Raw genomic sequence first — 18,767 nt, 5'->3', positions numbered from 1 at the left:
CTGCTGAGGGCTGAGCGCCGGCACTCGGCTCGGTGTCAGTAATTGCCACAACACACCATCGAGGCGCCCCTCGACCCCCATTCCTGGCAGTGCCCGCAGCTCACTGGCCATGACCGGCGCTCAGCCCTCAGCAGCAAACGCAGGTTGAGGCGCTGGAGCAACAAGGCAATACCGTGGTGGTGTTGTGCCAAGTGGTGGCGGAACAGCCAACCCCGATGGCCCTGTTGGCACTGCGCGACCAGATCCGGCCCGATGCAGCGGCAGCGCTGCAAGCACTGCGGGACTTAGGGTTGCAGGGCATCATGCTCACTGGGGATAACCCCCGCGCCGCTGCTGCCATCGCCGGTGAACTGGGGCTGGCCTTTCGGGCGGGTCTGCTCCCTGAAGATAAAGTGGCGGAAATTGCCGCCCTCGCCAAGGTGCAGAAAGTCGCCATGATCGGTGATGGCATTAACGATGCGCCCGCCATGAAACGGGCCAGCATCGGTATTGCCATGGGGGGAGGCACCGATGTGGCGCTGGAGACCGCTGACGCGGCGCTGACCCATAATCAGCTCGGCGGCATCGCCGCGATGATCCGGCTGTCCCGCGCAGCGCTGAGCAATATCCACCAAAATATTGCGTTAGCGTTGGGGCTAAAAGCGATCTTCTTAGTCACCAGCTTGTTTGGCATCACCGGGCTATGGGTCGCGGTGTTAGCGGATACCGGCGCCACGGCACTGGTGACAGCCAATGCGCTGCGCCTGCTGCGCAAGCGCTGACCAGCTACCGAGCAGACCTACCTCAATGGACAGCAGCAGGGCGGTTCGAGATCAGAGCCCTGCTCGTTACAACGTAAAAAGGCCTGATAAGGGCCTTTTTACGTTGTGGGTGGTTTGTGCCATTACCCTTGGTAGTTACCGATACTTGGTCGGCGGCTGGGCCCACTTAACTGAATATCCACCGGATTAAACGCTTTGATCGCCTCATAACTGAAATCACCAATCGCTTGATGCAGGCTCTGTGGGCTGTGGTTGGTGATAATAATGACGCTTTTTGACAAGTTACGGCGCCGGCGTAGCAAGTGGCCAAGGAAGCTGGACTGGCTCTCCGCCATTTTGGCCCGGTTGGCCGCCAACTCGTCGATGATCAACAAGTCCACCTCTTCCAGTGCCCGACGATACTGATTGCGCTCATCTTGATCGGGGATCACGTTGAAAAACAGCCGATCAACGATGGATGCCCACTGCTGGAAAATCACCGACTTCTGGTGCAACGCGATCAGCTCATGGGCCACGGCGCCCGCTAAGGTTGACTTACCGGTACCGTAGTCACCATAAATCAACATGCAACCACCGCCGCTTTTTTCCCAATGTTCAAAACCACTGATGAAGTAACGGGCGGTCTCCATGGGGTATTGCAAGGTCGGATCGCTTGCATCCATTTTGCTAAACACCCAGTCAGGGTTGAGATCGGCTTGGGCAATCAGCTTCTGGATCCGTTCTTGGCGCGCCGTTTTTTGTAGTTCGCGTACCTCGGCATTAGCTTTGGCGTCGTACTCTTGGCGCAGGGTTTCATAGTCGTACTGACTGCCGCCGGTCTGGGCCTGCAAACGACGAATACGCTCCAAGAGCCCCCCGACGTGCTGACTCAACGCTGGGTCATGGGCGCGTTTGTCCTGCTTGGCTTTGGCGATCTGCTGACGCTTAGCGTCGACCTCGGCCAGCGCTTGGCGCAGGGGATCATGGGGATCAGTCATGGCGGGTTCCTTCTGCGGTGGGCAGGAATAGGCTAGCTGGGGCTAACAACCTATCCCAGTAGGCGTGATTGGCGCGGCCCGCTTGGACTCGCATCACCGGCAGCATATGCGCAGTACCTGAGGATGACGAGCATGCAGCAGGGCCAACATGGTTCGCTAAATAGCCTAATGGGATCGGTACTAAGTGTGCCTGCAGCGAGGGGAGGCTATCAATCATTATCCGGCTCCTGTTTGGCTGACATCTGCGCCAGCCGTTTGGCCTCTTCGATCATCTGCTGGGCCCGTTTGCTCGGCCCTGCCTCTGCGGGGGCAGCGGTGACCTGTTGGTAACCCTGCTCCACCATCGGTTGGCGCCGCACATAGCGGCGGGTTTTCAGGGTACGGATAAACTTGAGCATCCATTGATGCTGCGAGTCAAACACCTCGGGGCGACCCAACCAATAGGCGATAAACTCCCCCAGCTCCTCTTCATGGTAACTGGCATCCAACACCCCACATAAACGAGCCAAGGCGGGCAGTTCCTCATCGGGTCGCCACTGCAGGTGCATCTGAAAAGGGCGCTCCGGCAGTGGGCTACGCACCTTCTGAGTCAACAGCGGCAACTGAAATGAGCATTGGTGGTAGTGCTCACTCTCTGCCACTACCTCAACGTGTAGCAGCCCCGCCTCCATCAGCTCATCAAACAGCTCCGTCAACTGGCGCGCGGTCACCTGAAACGAAAAGCCGCTGGGGTCACTGGGGTCAACCACTGCTAATGCCCGACCTAGCTCGGGGTAGTTAAGCCGCGCTGGCTGATGCTCCAGTACCAACCGACGCAGCTGCAAGGTGTAAAGCGTGCGCGCCGGATGGGACAATCTGGGGTGAGCGAGGGCGCTGTATTCGGCTGGGGTCATGGTTTACTTCATCGCTAAGTGTCACTGCATTATCCCCTATGGTGGGGCCCCAGACAATTAATGGCCAAGCTGCAGGATCGGGTGGCTAGCATATACCCCTTGATAGGTAGTAAAAGGAGTGGAGTATGATCCCCTTCACGGACTTTGCGATTTGGCTGGCGCAAGCTGGTTGCACGACTGCACCACCGCTTCCCATGGACCCTGATTATGCCCCAGCCCTTGAAGTACCTCTTACCCTTGTTGATACCGGCGTTGATATTGATGTTGCCAACCCACAGCTTTGGCTTAGTGGGTTTCACTGTGGTGGAACAACGGGTGCTGGCGATTTTCACTCTAGCCGCGCTGTGCTGGGTACTGGAGCCTATTCCTATCTTTGCAACCTCGGTGCTGATCATCATGCTGGAGCTGCTACTGGTCTCCGACAGTGGATTGAAAGGGTGGTTACCATCGACACCGTCCGCTGAGTTTGGCGTCTTACTCAGCTATAAAGATCTGATGAGTACCTTCGCCTCCCCTATTATCATGCTGTTTTTGGGTGGTTTTTTTCTGGCTATTGCCGCCACCAAGTACCGCTTAGACATGAATCTGGCGCGGGTAATGTTGCGCCCCTTCGGTCATCATCCCAATATGGTGATCTTGGGCTTAATGGGGATCACCGCGACCTTCTCCATGTTTATGAGCAACACCGCCACGACCGCCATGATGCTCTCGATCCTCACCCCCGTGCTGGCGCTGCTGGACCCCAAAGACCCAGGTCGAGTGGCCTTTGCCTTGGCCATTCCAGTGGCCGCCAATCTGGGGGGGATGGGCACCCCCATTGGTACCCCGCCGAATGCGGTGGCCCTGAAATATCTGGTGGGGAATGACAGCATCAGTTTCGGCGAGTGGATGAGCTTCGGCGTGCCCTTTGTGGTGGTCATGCTGGGCTTTAGTTGGCTACTGTTGACCCGCTTATTCCCATGTACACAACAGCGGATCAGCCTCGATATTCAAGGGCGCTTTCTCACCACTCCCAAAGCACTGCTGGTTTATGCCACCTTCATTCTCACCATTGGCCTGTGGCTGACGGGCGATTGGCATGGCATTAACTCCTACTCGGTAGGACTGGTGCCAGTGACCATCTTCTTGGTGACTCAGGTGATCACTAAAGAGGATTTAAAGAAAGTCTCGTGGGATGTGCTTTGGCTGGTTTCGGGGGGGATCGCACTGGGCATGGGCTTGGAGAAATCAGGGCTGGCAGCAAGCTTGGTGCAGGCGATTCCGTTTAGCCAGTGGTCACCCATCACCATCCTGATCGGCGTCACCGCCCTCTGCTTGCTGATGGCCAATTTTATGAGCCACACCGCCAGCGCCAACTTACTACTGCCGATGGTGGCGGCGCTCGGCGCTAGCCTCGATCTGAGTTCAGTGGGTGGTAGCATGGGCCTGATCTTAAGCGTCACCTTTGCCGCCAGCCTCGGGATGGCATTACCGATCAGCACGCCACCCAACGCGCTCACCCACGCCAGTGGCCATGTCGACACCCGCCAAATGGCACTGGTTGGGGTTATTTGTGGGGCGGTTGGCTTCGTACTTTGCCTCGGGATGGTGGCTCTGTTGAAGGGGGTGGGATTCTTATCTTGATAACTCGATCACATTAATCGATGGTAAATAATCATCTTATTAGATCACTTGGCTTTTCTCTTTTTCTCTTTTTCGCTGATTGAGCTAGTGTTAAAGCTTAAATAACCAGTTGACTAATAAGAGTTTTGTCAATATGTCAGACCCCGAACTACGGATTCTGGTAGTAGAGGATGAGGCCGCTTTTCGCCACTCTCTTGTGGACTATCTGACACGAGACGGAGTGACCGTGTTCCAAGCCGAAGATGGTATTGAAGGGCTTTCCGCTGCGGCCCTTTACCAACCGGATGTGGTGCTGTGTGACCTCAATATGCCCAACATGGATGGCCATGAGGTCATTGCCTGTCTGGCGGCACGCTATCCACAACTGCCAGTAATCGTGATTTCCGCACAGAGCACCATGGAGGTCGTCACCCGTGCATTACGGGCGGGCGCACGGGACTATCTGCTCAAGCCCATCGACGATTACACCCAGATCGACCGCAGCATCGCCCAACACCTTGGCACCAACACCCGGGTCGCCCCGCAGCTGGAGCTGATGAGTCACATTGAATTTTTTCGGGCCCATGACTTAGCCGCCAGCCGCTTATTAGCTGGGCTCAAAGCGCCGGGGATACAAGAGTGGGGTCCTTGGCAGGTCACGTTCAAAGGCTTGGGGCAACTGTTTATTCCCGATACCTTTAAAGTCGAAGATAAGCTGCTGGTGCTGGTGATGGAACTGCCCATCATGGGCCCAGATGCCGCGTTTTGTGGCAGCTTGGTGCGTACTTTGATGAATATTCCCTACCGCCAGTTTCAGCGCCAGGAAAGCTATTTGTTGAGTCAGCCCCATCGGCTACTCGACTACCTCAACCATCAGTTAATTGACTCTGGCGTTCGTCACTCCTTTGCCATGGCGGCACTGCTCTTTGATCAAGAGGATGGCCTATTGTTCGCCAATGCTGGCATGACCTCACCCCACTGGTTGATGCGCTCGGGAGGGTTACCCATCGGGTTATTACCCAACAGCCACTACAAGTTACATAAGCGCAGCTGGCATGAGCCCTTCGAACTGCAATTTCACAGTGAGAGTGGCAGCATGTTGCGTATGCAGGTACGCCACCATTGAACCCGTTGATCTGATTAGTCGTGGACATCTGATCATCAACAGGCAACCAAACGATGAATGCCAGTCGGAGAAACCTAACTGGCACTCTGTTCATGGGCTAGTTCGCACTTGCCGCCGCCGTGGCCTTGGCTGCACGGCTAAGCGCAACACCACATATCCCTGAGCGTTACGAGCGAACTGGCTCCTCAGCCGCAGGGCCTTCAGCTCCATGCATCCAATAGACCAAGCGGTTTGCCATGGTCAGTAGCAGCAAAGCGCTGGCGACGGCCGCGACGGCAATGCCACCAAAAATCGCAATCGGGCCAGAGGCCCCCACAAAAGAGCCAATGAAACCGGCAATGTAGTTAGCAAGAGCCACGAAACCAAACCACGCCCCCATCATCAGCGAGGCCAACCGCAGCGGTGCTAGTTTGGTGACCATCGACAGGCCAATCGGGGAGAGGCAGAGCTCACCTAGGGTATGAAACAGGTACGCGCCCACCAGCCAGAACATCGACGTCTTCACGCTGGGGTCGCCTCCTTGTTCCAGCACAGCACCGACCATAAACAGAAAGCCGACCGCCAGAAACAGCAGACCCATGGCAAATTTGACGGGTGAATTGGGCTCGCGTTGCCCTAGCTTGATCCAGATAGCCGCCACCACGGGCGCCAAGGTAATGATGAAGAACGGATTGAGCGACTGGAACCACGCGGTCGGCACTTCAAAGCTGCCGATCATCCGGTCGGTATACTCTTGGGTATAGAGATTCATCAGGCCACCAGCTTGTTCAAAACCGGCCCAAAAAATGATAGTGAACAGCCCCAGAATCAAGATCACCTTAATGCGATCCACCTCCACCTTGGTCAGCGGTGCTTTTTGGGCTTGCGTGCGCAGCGCTGCCGCCCGTTGGGCCGCAGGCACGCGGCCAATCTCTCCTAAAAAGCGCTGGGCCAGGGTGGCTTGTATCACCAATGAGAGCAGCATCCCGATCCCCGCCCCGACAAACGCAGCCTGCCAACCATACGCTGTTGCTGCCGCGCCACAGATAACCCCAGCTAACAAAGAGCCCAGATTGATCCCCATATAGAAGATGGTGAAGGCCCCATCACGCCGGTGATCCCCCTCTTGATAGAGGTCACCCACCATGGTGGAGATATTCGGTTTGAACAGGCCATTGCCCGCAATGAGCAGGCCCAGCCCCGCATAAAACAGGGTCTGCACCATATCGGGCAGCACCGCGTGGGGCAACGCCAGCGTAAACTGGCCTGCGGCCATCAGCACCGCCCCGATCAAGATGGCACGACGCTGGCCGAGGAAGGTGTCAGCAAGCCATCCCCCGATCAACGGGGTGATATAAATCAGACCGGTATAAATACCATAGAGCTTGAGTGCATCGGCTTGTGTCCAGCCCAGACCACCATTAGCAGTCAAATCAGTCAGATAAAGCACTAATACGGCGCGCATGCCGTAATAGGAGAATCGTTCCCACAGCTCAGTACCAAAGAGCAAAAAGAGTCCTTTAGGGTGACCTAAAAAGGTCCCTTTCGACGGGTTATTCATGAAAACTTCCACCTGTATTTTATCTTTTTTAAAGATTTTTATAAAACTGCGAAAATACGCTTAAGGCTTTATAGTTTATACGTAGTTAAATTACAACGTTATGATTTATATCATTTTTGTTCTTTATATATTGTATTTGTGTTGGTTAAATGAAAAAGGGATATCACTAGATATCCCTTTAAAAATGCTAGATAAATTTATTTATTCAGCCATTACAACTGTTTGGTAAATTGCTTCAACCAATCGATGAATTCTTCTTGCAGCTCACCATGCCGTGCGGCGTACACCACATTGGCCTTCATATAACCCAGCTTGCTACCACAATCGTGGCTTTTACCTTTCATGAAGTAGGCATTGACCTGCTCATGTTCCATCAACATGGCAATGGCATCGGTTAGCTGAATTTCATCACCCGCTCCAGACGGGGTTTTTTCCAGCAGCGGCCAAATATTGGAAGAGAGTACGTAACGACCGACGACCGCCAAGTTAGAAGGGGCCTCTTCACGGGGCGGCTTCTCAACGATGGCTTGCATCGGTAGCGACATCCCCTCGCTTAAGGCTTCCCCTTTGATGTCCGCAACGCCGTATTTATCGACCTCGCTCTCAGGCACCGCTTCCACCATGATCTGGCTGATCTGGTTCTCTTCGAACATCCGTACCATTTCTGCCAAGTTATCCTGCTTGAGGTCGCTGGCCACCTCATCGATCAAGACGTCTGGTAACAGCACGGCGAAGGGGTTATCGCCAATCAATGGCCGTGCACACAACACCGCATGGCCCAGCCCTTTGGCTTCGCCCTGACGGATGTGCATGATGGTGACGTCTTTTGGACAAATCTGCTGCACTTCTTCTAACAGCTGGCGCTTAACCCGCTTTTCGAGGGTCGCTTCTAGTTCAAAACTTTTATCGAAATGGTTTTCGATGGAGTTTTTACTGGAGTGAGTCACCAACACAATTTCTTTGATCCCCGCGGCGATGGCCTCGCGCACCACATATTGGATCAGCGGTTTATCGACGACAGGCAGCATCTCTTTTGGAATCGCCTTGGTAGCCGGCAACATGCGGGTGCCTAGGCCAGCAACAGGTAGCACGGCCTTGCGAACAACAGAAGGTGTTTTTTTCATGGGGAGGTATCCAGCGGGATAAAGACGTGGCGCCATGATACCCGAAGAAAAATGGGGCAGCCACCGGCTGCCCCATTTGTCACAACGTGGTTCGACATTATTTGACCACAATCAAATCTCGGTTGGCCTCGATGGTCACTGGGCCAATGCCATTGACATCCGCCAGCTGATCAACCGAGGTGAATTTGCCCTGCTTTTCACGGTAGTCGACAATGGCTTGGGCCTTTTTCTCACCGATCCCCTTGAGGGTCATCAACTCCACCAAGGTGGCCGCATTAATGTCCAGCTTGCCACTCTCTTGGGCCAGCACAGCGGCAGCGGCCGGCTTGGATACCGCTTTATCGGCAGTAGCAAAAGCGGGCTGAACGAACAGTGGCAAGCTTGCCAGTAACAGGATGAGGGACAGGGTAGATTTACGCATTTGAGCATCTCCATATGGTTATTAGCGCAATTGATAGTTAACCAAATTACGCTAACTGAGAGGTGTCAATACTGACAGGCGCAGCAATGGGATTCGTTTGCTATACATTTAAAGAGGGAGTTACAACCCATTGATATTATTTGAATTTTAAACAAGCGCTGCAAGATTACTCGCGCCTCTCCCCTCTCTTTGCCTGACAAACAGGGGGGGCAACTGCCCGCTCACTGCCATCAGTGAGCGGGCATAAACGCGCGCCATCGCGACATATCAACCCAGACACCGCAGCTTACTGAGTGACGAAGCCAGACCGACTCGTCTAGCAGACCTCATCGTACGCCAACCCAACATAGTTCTCCGCCAGCGTCTCAAGTCCGGCCGCCGAGCTGGTGAAATAGTCATACTCGGTTTGCTGCATCCGCTGATCAAACGGGTTCGCCTCCGGAAACTCATGGAGCAGATTGGTCATAAACCAAGAGAATCGCTCTGCCTTCCAGATCCGGCGCAGGGCAATCGTGGAGTAGCGAGTGAGAAGATCCGTCCTCCCTTCACGGTACACCTTGAGCAAGATTCGATAGAGCGTGTTGACATCACTGGCGGCCAAATTCAGCCCCTTGGCCCCCGTTGGCGGGACAATATGGGCCGCATCCCCGACCAGAAACAGACGGCCATATTGCATCGGCTCCACCACATAGCTGCGTAACGGAGCAATGCTCTTCTCCAGCGACGGCCCCGTCACCAAACGGCTAGCCACCTCTTGTGGTAAGCGGCGTTTGAGCTCGGCCCAGAAACGTTCATCAGACCACTCCTCCACCTTATCGCTCAGTGGCACCTGCAAATAGTAACGACTGCGGGTAGGGGAGCGCTGACTACACAAGACGAAGCCCCGCTCATGCTGGGCATAGATCAGCTCCTCACTCACCGGCGGCGTATCACAGAGCAACCCAAGCCAACCAAATGGATAAACCCGTTCAAAGTGGGTCAAACGCTCAGCGGGAATCGCGCTGCGCGACACGCCGTGAAAACCATCACACCCCGCAATGTAATCACACTCCAGCCGCATCGCTTGGCCGGCGTGGGAAAAGGTGACATACGGCTGCGCACCATCAACCTGATGCAGTGCCACATCCTGGGCCTGATAGAAGATCGGGGCACCGCTCTTCGCTCTGGCCGCCATCAAGTCGCGGGTGACTTCCGTTTGGCCGTACACCACCACACTCTCACCGCTGATCCCTTTGAGATCGATGCGAGTACGTTTGCCCTGATAGATAAGTTCGATCCCCTCGTGGATCAGCCCTTCTCGATCTAGACGATCGGCTACCCCTGCTTCTCGCATCAGCTTGACCATGCCCTGTTCCAAGACCCCGGCGCGGATCCGGCCCAGCACATAATCGGGGGACTGTTTTTCTAAAATAACGTTATCAATACCCGCCTGCTGTAACAGCTGCCCAAGCAGCAGGCCAGAAGGGCCTGCCCCTATGATGGCTACCGAGGTTTTCATGTGTGACTCCTTCTCCCTGAGTGACAGGTGGTCCCTTGTCGCCGATGCGATGGCTAGGCACAAGGGGCAGATAGATCGCTCTTAACGAGCAGTAAGCTGCTGTTCGAGCTGGGCCAAGATCTGGTAGCAAGGCAACACCTGCGCCAACGAGCCATTCGGTTCACGTCCCTCCCTGATCGCAGCAAAAAATTCGCGATCTTGTAGCTCAATGCCATTGAGCGACACATCCACTGCCGATACATCGATCTGCTGATCATGGCCAGTGAAGAGATCGTCATAGCGAGCAAGGTAAGTGGCACTATCCCCGATATATCGAAAGAAGCTGCCCAACGGCCCGTCGTTGTTGAATGACAGGCTCAAGGTACCAATGGCTCCGTTGGCAGCCTTAAGCTGAATTGACATGTCCATCGCGATCCCCAGCTCAGGATGGAGCGGGCCCTGCATTGCATTCGCTTGCACGATAGGGGAGCCACATTGGTAAGCAAAGAGATCCACGGTATGGGCGGCATGGTGCCACAGCAGGTGATCCGTCCAGCTGCGGGGCTGACCCAGCGCATTGATGTTGCTGCGCCGCAAAAAGTAGGTTTGCACATCGAGCTGCAGCAGCGAGAAGGCCCCAGCTTGGATCTGCCGGTGCACATACTGGTGACTGGGGTTAAAGCGGCGGGTATGGCCAACCATGACCACCCGCCCACTCTGTTGCTGAGCAGCCAGCACGGCATTGGCTCCCGCCATGCTATCGGCAAGCGGGATTTCCACCTGCACATGTTTGCCCGCCCGCAAGCAAGCGATGGCTTGCTCTGCGTGTAGCTGGGTGGGGGTGCAGAGGATCACCGCATCCACCTCGGGCAGCGCCAATGCCTCGGTTAGCTCGGTCGTGACATGAGGGATCTGATACTGATGGGCCACCGCCACGGTGGCCTGCTGCGTCCGGCCTACCAGTGACACCACCTCCACCCCAGCAATCTGCTTGATCGCATCCAAATGTTTGATACCAAATGCGCCAGCCCCAGCTAACGCGACCCTGATCCTCTGACTCATTTTGGCTACCTCTCCTGATGGCACGTTAACGCGGGTTTTCGAGGATCAAGTGACCCACCCCAGTATTCGACGCTGGCACATGATAGAAGCGGTGATGGACCCGAGGGGCGGGGCCCCCAGCCACATCGGCCATGGCACCACGGGCAATCAACCACATCACTAGCTCGATACCTTCAGAGCCAGCCTCGCGGACGTATTCCACATGGGGCAAGCTGGCAAGCCCCGCCGGGTCGGCGATCAAGCGATCAAGAAATTGGTTATCCCACGCTCGGTTGATGAGCCCAGCGCGGGCGCCCTGCAACTGATGACTCATGCCACCCGTGCCCCATATCTGCACGTTAAGATCCTGATCGAAACTCTCAACCGCTCGGCGAATCGCCTGACCAAGCTGAAAACAGCGCTGGCCACTGGGTGCGGGATACTGCACCACATTGACATGGAGCGGGATCACCTGACAGGGCCACGCGGCAGGCTGGCCAAACATCAACGACAGCGGTACGGTCAGGCCATGATCCACCACCATCTGGTTGACCAAGGTCAGGTCAAAATCCTGCTGGATCACACTCTGAGCAATGTGGCTCGCCAGCTCCTGATGACCCTGTACCACCGGCACTGGCCTTGGCCCCCACCCCTCGTCCGCAGGCATAAATTCAGCCGCCATCCCCAAGGCGAACGTGGGTATCAACTCGAGACTAAACGCGGTGGCGTGATCGTTGTACACCAGAAAAATCACATCTGGCGTGTGTTCCTTTAGCCACGCTTTCGAGGTCTCAAATCCCTTAAACAGAGGCTGCCAATAGGGCTCCTGGGTCTTGCCCTGATCGATAGCAACCCCGATCGCGGGCACATGAGAGCAGTAAACCGATGCACTGATGCGGGCCATGGTTAACTCCGCTGAATATTGGTTGATGGCTGACTCTGCGGTTGGGCATCACCGCCCTCACCCAGATAACGATTGCCCTCAATGGAGCGGCCGCCGCCAAGCATCATGGCGCGGTAGGCATCCTCGCTCATCCCCGTCATGGCGCCTGCCATTTGCTGGAAGGTCAGGCCATCGGTCGCACCAATGCGCGCCAAGAAATAGATGTTGCCTCCCAGCCGGATACATTCGTTGAGGTCCCGTGCCAACACCGCCAGTTTCTGCGGTTCAGTCAACGGCCACTCATCGAGGTAAGCCCGTTCGTCGTGTTTGAAGCGAGCGCGGTTACTGGCGCTCATCAGGCTGCTGCAACATTGGTTAAGCCAGTACCCTTTACGGCTCTGTTCAGCATCGAAAATCGTGGTACCTGGAATATCGAGATAAGGTTTGTCCAAGGCCATGGCCATGTTCCTTTTGATTGTCCGGCAATACTGGCGCTCATACCCTTACAGCACGAGCTCTGGCCAGTAGAGGCGCATCGGGTTATTCACCAACAACTGCTGCTGCAGGGCGGCGGTGGGGGCGATATGGGGGATAAAATCCACCAGCAGGCCGTCATCTGGCATGTGACTCTTGAGATTGGGGTGGGGCCAGTCAGTGCCCCACAGCACCCGGTCTGGAAAGCGCGTCACGACCTCGCGCGCAAACGGCACCACATCTTGGTAAGCGGCTTGCTCGCCAGCCAAGGCAAACGGGCCAGACTCGCTCAACCGCTCAGGGCAGCTCACCTTGCTCCACACGTTCGGATGCTCCTGCATAAAGCGCAAGAAGAGGCCAAACTCCTCCCCATCAACCGGCTGACTTACATCCGGCCGCCCCATGTGGTCAACCACCAGAATGGTCGGTAGCTGGCTGAAAAAATCCCATAATTCGGCTAAATCAGCCGCCTCAAAGTAGACCACCACATGCCAACCCAGCGGTGCGATCCGGCTAGCAATCTCGCGCAATTCTGCCTGCGAAGTGACCTCAACCAAGCGTTTCACGAAGTTAAAGCGCACCCCTCGCACCCCAGCATGATGGAGCGCCAATAGCGCCTCATCGCTGATCTCTCGCCTGACGGTTGCCACCCCTCGGGCCCGCCCCTCGCTCTGATGCAGGGCCGCTAATAGCGCCCGATTATCCGCGCCATGACAGGTTGCTTGGACGATGACGTTGCGACTCACCCCTAGCCAGTCTCGCAAGGCAAACAGCTGATCACTGCTGGCATCACACGGGGTGTACTTCCGCTCAGCGGCATATGGAAATTGTGCGCCTGGCCCAAATACGTGGCAGTGGGCATCCACCGTCCCAGCGGGCAGAACAAAAGTGGGGCGACTCGGGGCGGGATGCCAATCCAGCCAACCTGGGCTCTTGTCGTTAGCCATTATTCACTCCTTGTGCGCGCCTTAGTCGAGGTAACGCAACCCCGCCTTGGTCAGGGACTCACGCATTTGATACATATCCAGCCCCAGCACCCCGGCAGCCAACTTAGCTCGCTTGGCGACTTCATTGGCCTCCCGCTGCTTAGCCGCCTCTGCAACGTGGGCGGCGATGGCAGCAGGGATCACCACCACGCCATCGCTGTCGGCCACCACCACATCCCCCGGATGTACCAAGGCCCCAGCACACACCACCGGAATGTTGACGGACCCCGGCGTGGCCTTGATGGTGCCCTTGGCACTGATGGCTCGGCTAAAGACCGGAAAGTTCATCTTGGCCAGCTCATCAACATCCCTGACCCCCGCGTCAATGATCAAACCACGGGCCCCTTGGGCCAAAAAACTGGTGGCCAGCAGATCGCCAAAGAAGCCGTCGTCGCACTCTGCCGTACAGGCCGCGACCGCCACATCGCCGGGCTGCAGTTGCTCGGCGGCCACGTGCATCATCCAGTTGTCCCCCGGCTGGAGCAAAATGGTGACGGCCGTGCCACAGAGCCGAGCACCCGCATAAACAGGGCGCAGATACGGCTTCATCAATCCCACCCGCCCCATCGCTTCGTGCAGGGTAGCGACGCCATAGTTGGCCAGTTGAGCAACCACCTCAGGGTCGGCACGTACAATGTGGCGCTTCACCACCCCCAGTTGATTAAGAGACGGTGTCATAACATGCTCCTTGCACGGTTTTGGCGTTGAGGGCGGCATCCAGCCGCGGATAAACCCGCCGCGCATTGCCTTCATAGATGAGATAACGCTGCTCGGCGGTCAGATCTGCCGCCTCGATATAGCGCTTGGTGTCGTCGTAGTAGTGGCCGGTCTCTGGATCGATGCCGCGCACAGCCCCGATCATTTCGGAAGCAAACAGCACATTCTCTACGGGGATCACTTGGGTCAGCAGATCAATGCCCGGCTGGTGATAAACGCAGGTATCAAAGAAAATATTGCCCAGCAGGTGCTCCCGTAACGGCGGCTTTTTCAGCTCCTGCGCCAACCCACGAAACCGCCCCCAGTGATAGGGCACCGCCCCCCCACCATGGGGGATCACGAACTTAAGGGTCGGGAAATCGTGAAACAGATCTGAGGTCAAACACTGCATAAAGGCAGTGGTATCGGCATTGAGGTAGTGGGCCCCAGTGGTATGAAACGCACAGTTACAGCTGGTCGAGACGTGGATCATCGCGGGCAAGTCATACTCCACCAACTTTTCATAGAGCGGATACCAGTGGCGGTCTGAAAGGGGTGGACTACGCCAGTGCCCCCCGGAGGGATCTGGGTTCAAGTTGACCCCAACAAAGCCGTACTCCTTGACGCAACGTTCCAGCTCAGCAATGCAGCTAGCCGGATCAACCCCCGGCGATTGGGGGAGCATGGCCGCCCCAATAAAGTGATCAGGAAACAGCTGACTCACGCGGTAACAGAGCTCATTGCAGATCGCCGCCCAAGTGGCACTGGTGTTGAAGTCACCGATATGGTGGGCCATAAAACTCGCGCGCGGGCTGAAGATCGTCAGGTCTGCCCCGCGCGCTCGCATCAGCTTGAGTTGATTGCCCTCGATGCTGTCACGGATCTCGTCGTCACTGATCACCAGTTCGGCGACGCTCGGGCCCTGTGCGGGGTTGGCTAGATTGGCAACTTGGCGCTGACGCCATCGCTCTAGCGATGCAGGGGCCGTGGTGTAATGGCCATGTATATCAATGATCATGAGGCTTCTCCTTGCGAGTGGACGGCACCGTCACCAGCCCAGCGTTATCAAAGGTCACCACAGGGCGAGCCCCCCGATCCTCTGACCTAGGTGCTGCGCCATGACGTGGTAACTGGCCAGGTGACTTAAGGGACAACTTGATAAATAGCGCCGCCGCCGCAAGCAGGGCAGGCACCGCCAGCACCGTAAACACCTCACCCACCGCAAGCTGCTGGCGCTGTAATTCAGCCACTAAAAAAGAGCCCGCAATGCCACCAAAACGGCCGATCCCTAACATCCATGCCACGCCGGTGGCACGCCCTTGAGTGGGGTAAAAACTGGCGGCAAGGGCCGGTAATGAGGACTGGGCGGTATTCATTAAGCTACCGGCGATAAATACCACCACGACCAGTAGCCCTAGCTGGTTGATGGACTGACCGATGGCAAAAATAGCCAAGGCGGTGAGCAGATAGCCCACCGCGATGATGCGATCGGCATTGAAGCGATCCATTAACCAGCCACAGGCGATGGCCCCTAATCCCCCGAGTGGAAAGAGGGCTGCAATCAGTACCGCTTGCTGGGGATCGATCCCTGCTTCCTTGAACATCAACGGCATCCAGTTGATCAGGGCGTAAAAAATCACCAAGCCCATGAAATAGCTGAGCCATAACATCAGGGAACCCATCCGATAAGCGCTCGATAGCACCAAGGCAACCCCGTGCTGCTGACCGGCGGTGGCAATAGATGTCTCTGCCAGCGTGACCTCCGTGAGGTGGTGAGCGGCATGAGAGATGCGACCCAGTACCGCGCGGATCTGCACCAACGCCGCCCCTCGGCTCACCATGTAACGCACCGATTCAGGCATCAATAGGATCAGCACTAACACCAGCAGGAGGGGGGCGATGCCGCCTAGCATCAGGACACTGCGCCAACCCCACAGCGGAATCAGCCAAGAGGCCAGAAAACCGCCAAGAGCAGCACCCAATGGAAAACCGCAAAACATCGCGTTGGTCAGCATGGCGCGCCGCTGGGTGGGCGCAAACTCACTCATCATGGTGACCGCACACGGCATCGCCGCCCCGAGCCCAATACCCGTAGCAAAACGCAGCACCACTAAGGTGTCGAGGCTAGCGGCATAGGAGGAAGCCAGACAGAACAGCCCCAACAGCAGTACCGAGCCAATCAATACCCGCTTGCGCCCAATCCGGTCGGCTAGCGGCCCAGCGAGCAATGCTCCAGTGGCTAAGCCAAACAGGGCGGCACTGAGCACAGGCGCGAGATCCGGTTTGCTTAAGCCCCACTCGCTGAGCAGTGATGGTGCAACGTAGCCAATAGCAGCGGTGTCAAAACCATCGAGCAGCACGATGCCAAAACAGAGGGCAAACACCCGCCACTGGAACGGGGAAAAAGGGTGCTGATCAATAAAAGCCTGTAGTTCTACCTTGTTTGCACTCATCGAAGACTCTCCGTGTTATCTCAATTGCGCTGAATCGGCCTGCCGTTAACGCGGCCATAACTGGGCCGGCACCATCACCTCGCCCCGCATGATCAGCCGCGCGGTGCGGATCAAGGCCGCTCGCTCCACGGTGGGGGGAACACTATTGGTCAGCGCCAGCTCAACGGAAAACTCACCACTCGGATGCTCCACCGATACCCGCTTTAATGGCCCAGCGGCCACCTGGGCAAGCGCAGCCGCAACCGAGCCAGGCAGCACACACGCGGTCGCTACCGTAACGGCGGCCAGCACGCCAATCGCGTCATGACAAACATGGGGGATAAAACTGCGGGTGCTGAGGCTACCTCCCGCCCGAGGAGCGGCGATCAGGGTCATTTTGGGGTAGTTTTTTTGGCTGACATCACCAAGGCCCATCAACTGGCCACAAGCCAGCCGCAATGCCTCAAGCCGGCGCTTGAGGGAGTGATGGTCATTGAGCTCCGCCACACTTTCGTAACCGCTTAGCCCGAGGTCGCTAGCCCGTAGGATCACCAGTGGCATCCCGTTATCAATGCAGGTCACCTCCAGCTCATCACCCTCTGCCAGCAGCACTCGGTCACTCACCTGACCGGTAGGCAACAGCCCCGTACAGAGCGAGCCGGCCGTATCGAGAAAGTTAATGCTGATGGGAGCGGCGGCACCTGGTACGCCATCAATGTGGGCTGTGCCGTCATAGCGAAGGGTGCCAGCCGGGGTCTGGACCTGAATGTCGCAGGCCATCCCGGTATTGCTGGTCAGCACCCGATAGCAGCTGAGATCGCCGCGTGCCTCAATCAGTCCGCGCTCAAGGGCAAACGGGACAACTGCCGCAAGCATGTTGCCGCAATTAGGAGAGGTATCGACGCGGTCAGCGTCAGGTTGTAGCTGGGCAAACAGAAATTCGAGATCGATCCCCGGTTGCTCACTGCGCCTGACGATCCCGACCTTACTGGTGAGAGGATGGGCACCGCCAAGACCATCGATCTGGCGTCGGTCTGGCGACCCCATCACGGCCAAGAGTACCTGATCTCGCAGCGCAGGGTCGGTAGGCAAGTCACTCTCTAAAAAGAAGGGGCCACGCGATGTGCCGCCACGCATCAGAAGAGTCGGGATGGATGTCTGCATGTTTGCCTGCTCATCTAAAAACCTGAGGAGCATTGTCACATTACTAACAAACACTTAACATTTCGATAACGATATATCAGCTAGATCAAACTGCTATAGCTCAACCGTTTGAAGCCACCTCACTAGGCAAGAAAAAAGATGGAATTACGACAGCTGGAGTATTTTATTCGCGTGGCTGAACTGGGCAGTTTTAGCCGGGCAGCCATCTTGCTCGATGTGGCTCAGCCCGCACTTAGCCGCCAAGTTCGATTACTCGAATTGGAGCTCAAACAACACCTGTTACTGCGTAACGGACGCGGAGTAACCCCCACCGAGTCGGGCAAGCTGCTGCTAGAACATGGACGTGGGATCTTGCATCAAATCGCCCGAGCGCGGGAAGAGTTAGGGCGGGTGCAAGGCTCGGCTGCCGGCGAGGTGATTCTGGGTTTACCCCCCAGCTTACTTAATACGGTTGCAGTACCGCTGGTCACTGCATTTCGACAGTGCCTGCCCCATGCCACCCTCTCCATCGCGGAGGGGCTATCACGCACAATGATGGAGTCATTATTATCTGGCCGTATTGATGTAGCCCTGCTCTATAACACCCCTGCAAGCTCAGATGTGGAAGTCATTGAGCTCCTTGAGGAAGAGCTCTTTTTAATCACGCCCAAGCAACCAGCGCCGCCCTTGACTAGCTCCCTCACGGAGGTTGCAACGCTCCCCCTACTCATACCGCAGCGACCAAATTCTATTCGGATGTACCTTGAGAACGAGCTGGCCAAGCTAGGGCTGCGTCCTCATATTGCGATGGAGATAGATGGTATTAGCGCGATCTTGGATCTGGTTGCTAACGGTGCAGGATGTGCAGTGCTGACACGTAACGCATTACGTTGTTGTGGTCACCCAGATCGGTTTACGTTGGTTAGCATTACGGGCCCGTCCCTACGGATCCGCCTCACGATGGCAGTCACCAACCGGCACCCACTTACCCTTACGCAAGAAAGAGTGATGACGCTACTACGCACTAACATTCCAGTGTGGCTAACCAATTGATAATAAATAGAAATAAATAAAAACCGCAGATAAAACTAAGCGAGTAGGCCATCGCAGATGACAAAAAATGTACATAGCAAAAAGCCCACTCTGTTGAGTGGGCTTTTCAATCTAAATTGGGTGCCTGGCAGTGTCCTA

18 protein-coding genes and 1 pseudogene are annotated in these 18,767 nt (G+C 56.3%); 4 read left to right on the top strand and 15 right to left on the bottom strand.

The features are described 5' to 3' along the window. Positions 1-143 precede the first annotated feature (143 nt). Positions 144-761, top strand: a pseudogene (locus tag CUC53_RS13325) (HAD-IC family P-type ATPase); the annotation flags it as partial. Positions 762-883: 122 nt separating this feature from the next. Here CUC53_RS13325 and CUC53_RS13320 read toward each other — a convergent pair. Genes CUC53_RS13320 through CUC53_RS13310 form a run of 3 tightly spaced genes read right to left on the bottom strand, consistent with a single transcriptional unit; the run spans position 884 to position 2,631 of the window. Continuing rightward, the gene (locus CUC53_RS13320; RefSeq protein WP_100294609.1) at positions 884-1,738 is read right to left on the bottom strand and encodes a DnaA ATPase domain-containing protein; all 855 of its coding nucleotides are present in this window, start codon (positions 1,736-1,738) and stop codon (positions 884-886) included. Next, the gene (locus CUC53_RS13315; protein WP_100294608.1) at positions 1,731-1,955 is read right to left on the bottom strand and encodes a hypothetical protein; all 225 of its coding nucleotides are present in this window, start codon (positions 1,953-1,955) and stop codon (positions 1,731-1,733) included. The genes CUC53_RS13320 and CUC53_RS13315 overlap by 8 nt, the downstream gene beginning before the upstream one ends. Beyond that, positions 1,948-2,631, bottom strand: a complete 684-nt coding sequence (locus tag CUC53_RS13310; RefSeq protein WP_100294607.1) for a DnaT-like ssDNA-binding domain-containing protein — start codon at positions 2,629-2,631, stop codon at positions 1,948-1,950. The genes CUC53_RS13315 and CUC53_RS13310 overlap by 8 nt, the downstream gene beginning before the upstream one ends. A 207-nt stretch (positions 2,632-2,838) precedes the next feature. On the opposite strand from CUC53_RS13310, the gene CUC53_RS13305 reads away from it, so the two are divergent. Together CUC53_RS13305 and CUC53_RS13300 are read left to right on the top strand one after the other, a co-directional pair. After that, positions 2,839-4,254 (top strand): SLC13 family permease, encoded by a 1,416-nt coding sequence (locus tag CUC53_RS13305; protein ID WP_100294610.1) that lies wholly within the window; start codon positions 2,839-2,841, stop codon positions 4,252-4,254. Between the two features lie 133 nt (positions 4,255-4,387). After that, positions 4,388-5,359: a response regulator gene (locus CUC53_RS13300; protein ID WP_100294606.1), complete on the top strand. Its 972-nt coding sequence runs from the start codon at positions 4,388-4,390 to the stop codon at positions 5,357-5,359. Between the two features lie 166 nt (positions 5,360-5,525). Here the strand turns inward: CUC53_RS13300 and CUC53_RS13295 are convergent, their stop codons facing one another. From CUC53_RS13295 to CUC53_RS13240, 12 genes are all read right to left on the bottom strand, one after another. Further along, a complete protein-coding gene (locus tag CUC53_RS13295; protein ID WP_100294605.1) occupies positions 5,526-6,899 on the bottom strand; it encodes a peptide MFS transporter in 1,374 nt (457 codons plus the stop codon). Between the two features lie 212 nt (positions 6,900-7,111). Continuing rightward, the gene (gene galU, locus CUC53_RS13290; protein WP_100294604.1) at positions 7,112-8,023 is read right to left on the bottom strand and encodes a UTP--glucose-1-phosphate uridylyltransferase GalU; all 912 of its coding nucleotides are present in this window, start codon (positions 8,021-8,023) and stop codon (positions 7,112-7,114) included. A 97-nt stretch (positions 8,024-8,120) separates the two neighbouring features. Continuing rightward, positions 8,121-8,444, bottom strand: a complete 324-nt coding sequence (locus CUC53_RS13285; protein WP_100294603.1) for a ComEA family DNA-binding protein — start codon at positions 8,442-8,444, stop codon at positions 8,121-8,123. A gap of 316 nt (positions 8,445-8,760) precedes the next feature. Further along, the gene (gene pobA, locus CUC53_RS13280) at positions 8,761-9,942 is read right to left on the bottom strand and encodes a 4-hydroxybenzoate 3-monooxygenase (protein WP_100294602.1); all 1,182 of its coding nucleotides are present in this window, start codon (positions 9,940-9,942) and stop codon (positions 8,761-8,763) included. Positions 9,943-10,023: 81 nt separating this feature from the next. Continuing rightward, positions 10,024-10,983: a Gfo/Idh/MocA family oxidoreductase gene (locus CUC53_RS13275; RefSeq protein WP_100294601.1), complete on the bottom strand. Its 960-nt coding sequence runs from the start codon at positions 10,981-10,983 to the stop codon at positions 10,024-10,026. A gap of 25 nt (positions 10,984-11,008) precedes the next feature. Further along, positions 11,009-11,866: a class III extradiol dioxygenase subunit beta gene (locus CUC53_RS13270; RefSeq protein ID WP_100294600.1), complete on the bottom strand. Its 858-nt coding sequence runs from the start codon at positions 11,864-11,866 to the stop codon at positions 11,009-11,011. A gap of 2 nt (positions 11,867-11,868) precedes the next feature. Beyond that, positions 11,869-12,303: a protocatechuate 4,5-dioxygenase subunit alpha gene (gene ligA, locus CUC53_RS13265; RefSeq protein ID WP_100294599.1), complete on the bottom strand. Its 435-nt coding sequence runs from the start codon at positions 12,301-12,303 to the stop codon at positions 11,869-11,871. Between the two features lie 45 nt (positions 12,304-12,348). Then, the gene (locus CUC53_RS13260) at positions 12,349-13,266 is read right to left on the bottom strand and encodes an amidohydrolase family protein (RefSeq protein WP_201796764.1); all 918 of its coding nucleotides are present in this window, start codon (positions 13,264-13,266) and stop codon (positions 12,349-12,351) included. Positions 13,267-13,287: 21 nt separating this feature from the next. Next, entirely contained in the window at positions 13,288-13,983 is a 696-nt protein-coding gene (gene ligK / locus CUC53_RS13255; protein ID WP_100294597.1) for a 4-carboxy-4-hydroxy-2-oxoadipate aldolase/oxaloacetate decarboxylase, read from the bottom strand. After that, complete coding sequence (locus CUC53_RS13250; RefSeq protein WP_100294596.1) at positions 13,967-15,019, bottom strand: amidohydrolase family protein; 1,053 nt, start codon at positions 15,017-15,019, stop codon at positions 13,967-13,969. The genes ligK and CUC53_RS13250 overlap by 17 nt, the downstream gene beginning before the upstream one ends. After that, entirely contained in the window at positions 15,009-16,454 is a 1,446-nt protein-coding gene (locus CUC53_RS13245) for an MFS transporter (RefSeq protein WP_100294595.1), read from the bottom strand. The genes CUC53_RS13250 and CUC53_RS13245 overlap by 11 nt, the downstream gene beginning before the upstream one ends. 45 nt (positions 16,455-16,499) lie before the next feature. Then, entirely contained in the window at positions 16,500-17,597 is a 1,098-nt protein-coding gene (locus tag CUC53_RS13240) for a 4-oxalomesaconate tautomerase (RefSeq protein ID WP_100294594.1), read from the bottom strand. Between the two features lie 138 nt (positions 17,598-17,735). Here CUC53_RS13240 and CUC53_RS13235 point away from each other — a divergent pair, with 138 nt between their 5' ends. Further along, positions 17,736-18,629, top strand: a complete 894-nt coding sequence (locus tag CUC53_RS13235) for a LysR substrate-binding domain-containing protein (RefSeq protein WP_100294593.1) — start codon at positions 17,736-17,738, stop codon at positions 18,627-18,629. Positions 18,630-18,767: the final 138 nt, after the last annotated feature.

This window comes from Aeromonas cavernicola (assembly GCF_002795305.1).
Lineage (GTDB): Bacteria > Pseudomonadota > Gammaproteobacteria > Enterobacterales > Aeromonadaceae > Aeromonas > Aeromonas cavernicola.
Note: the sequence above shows the minus strand (reverse complement) of the source record. Positions and strands in the feature narration are given on the sequence as shown.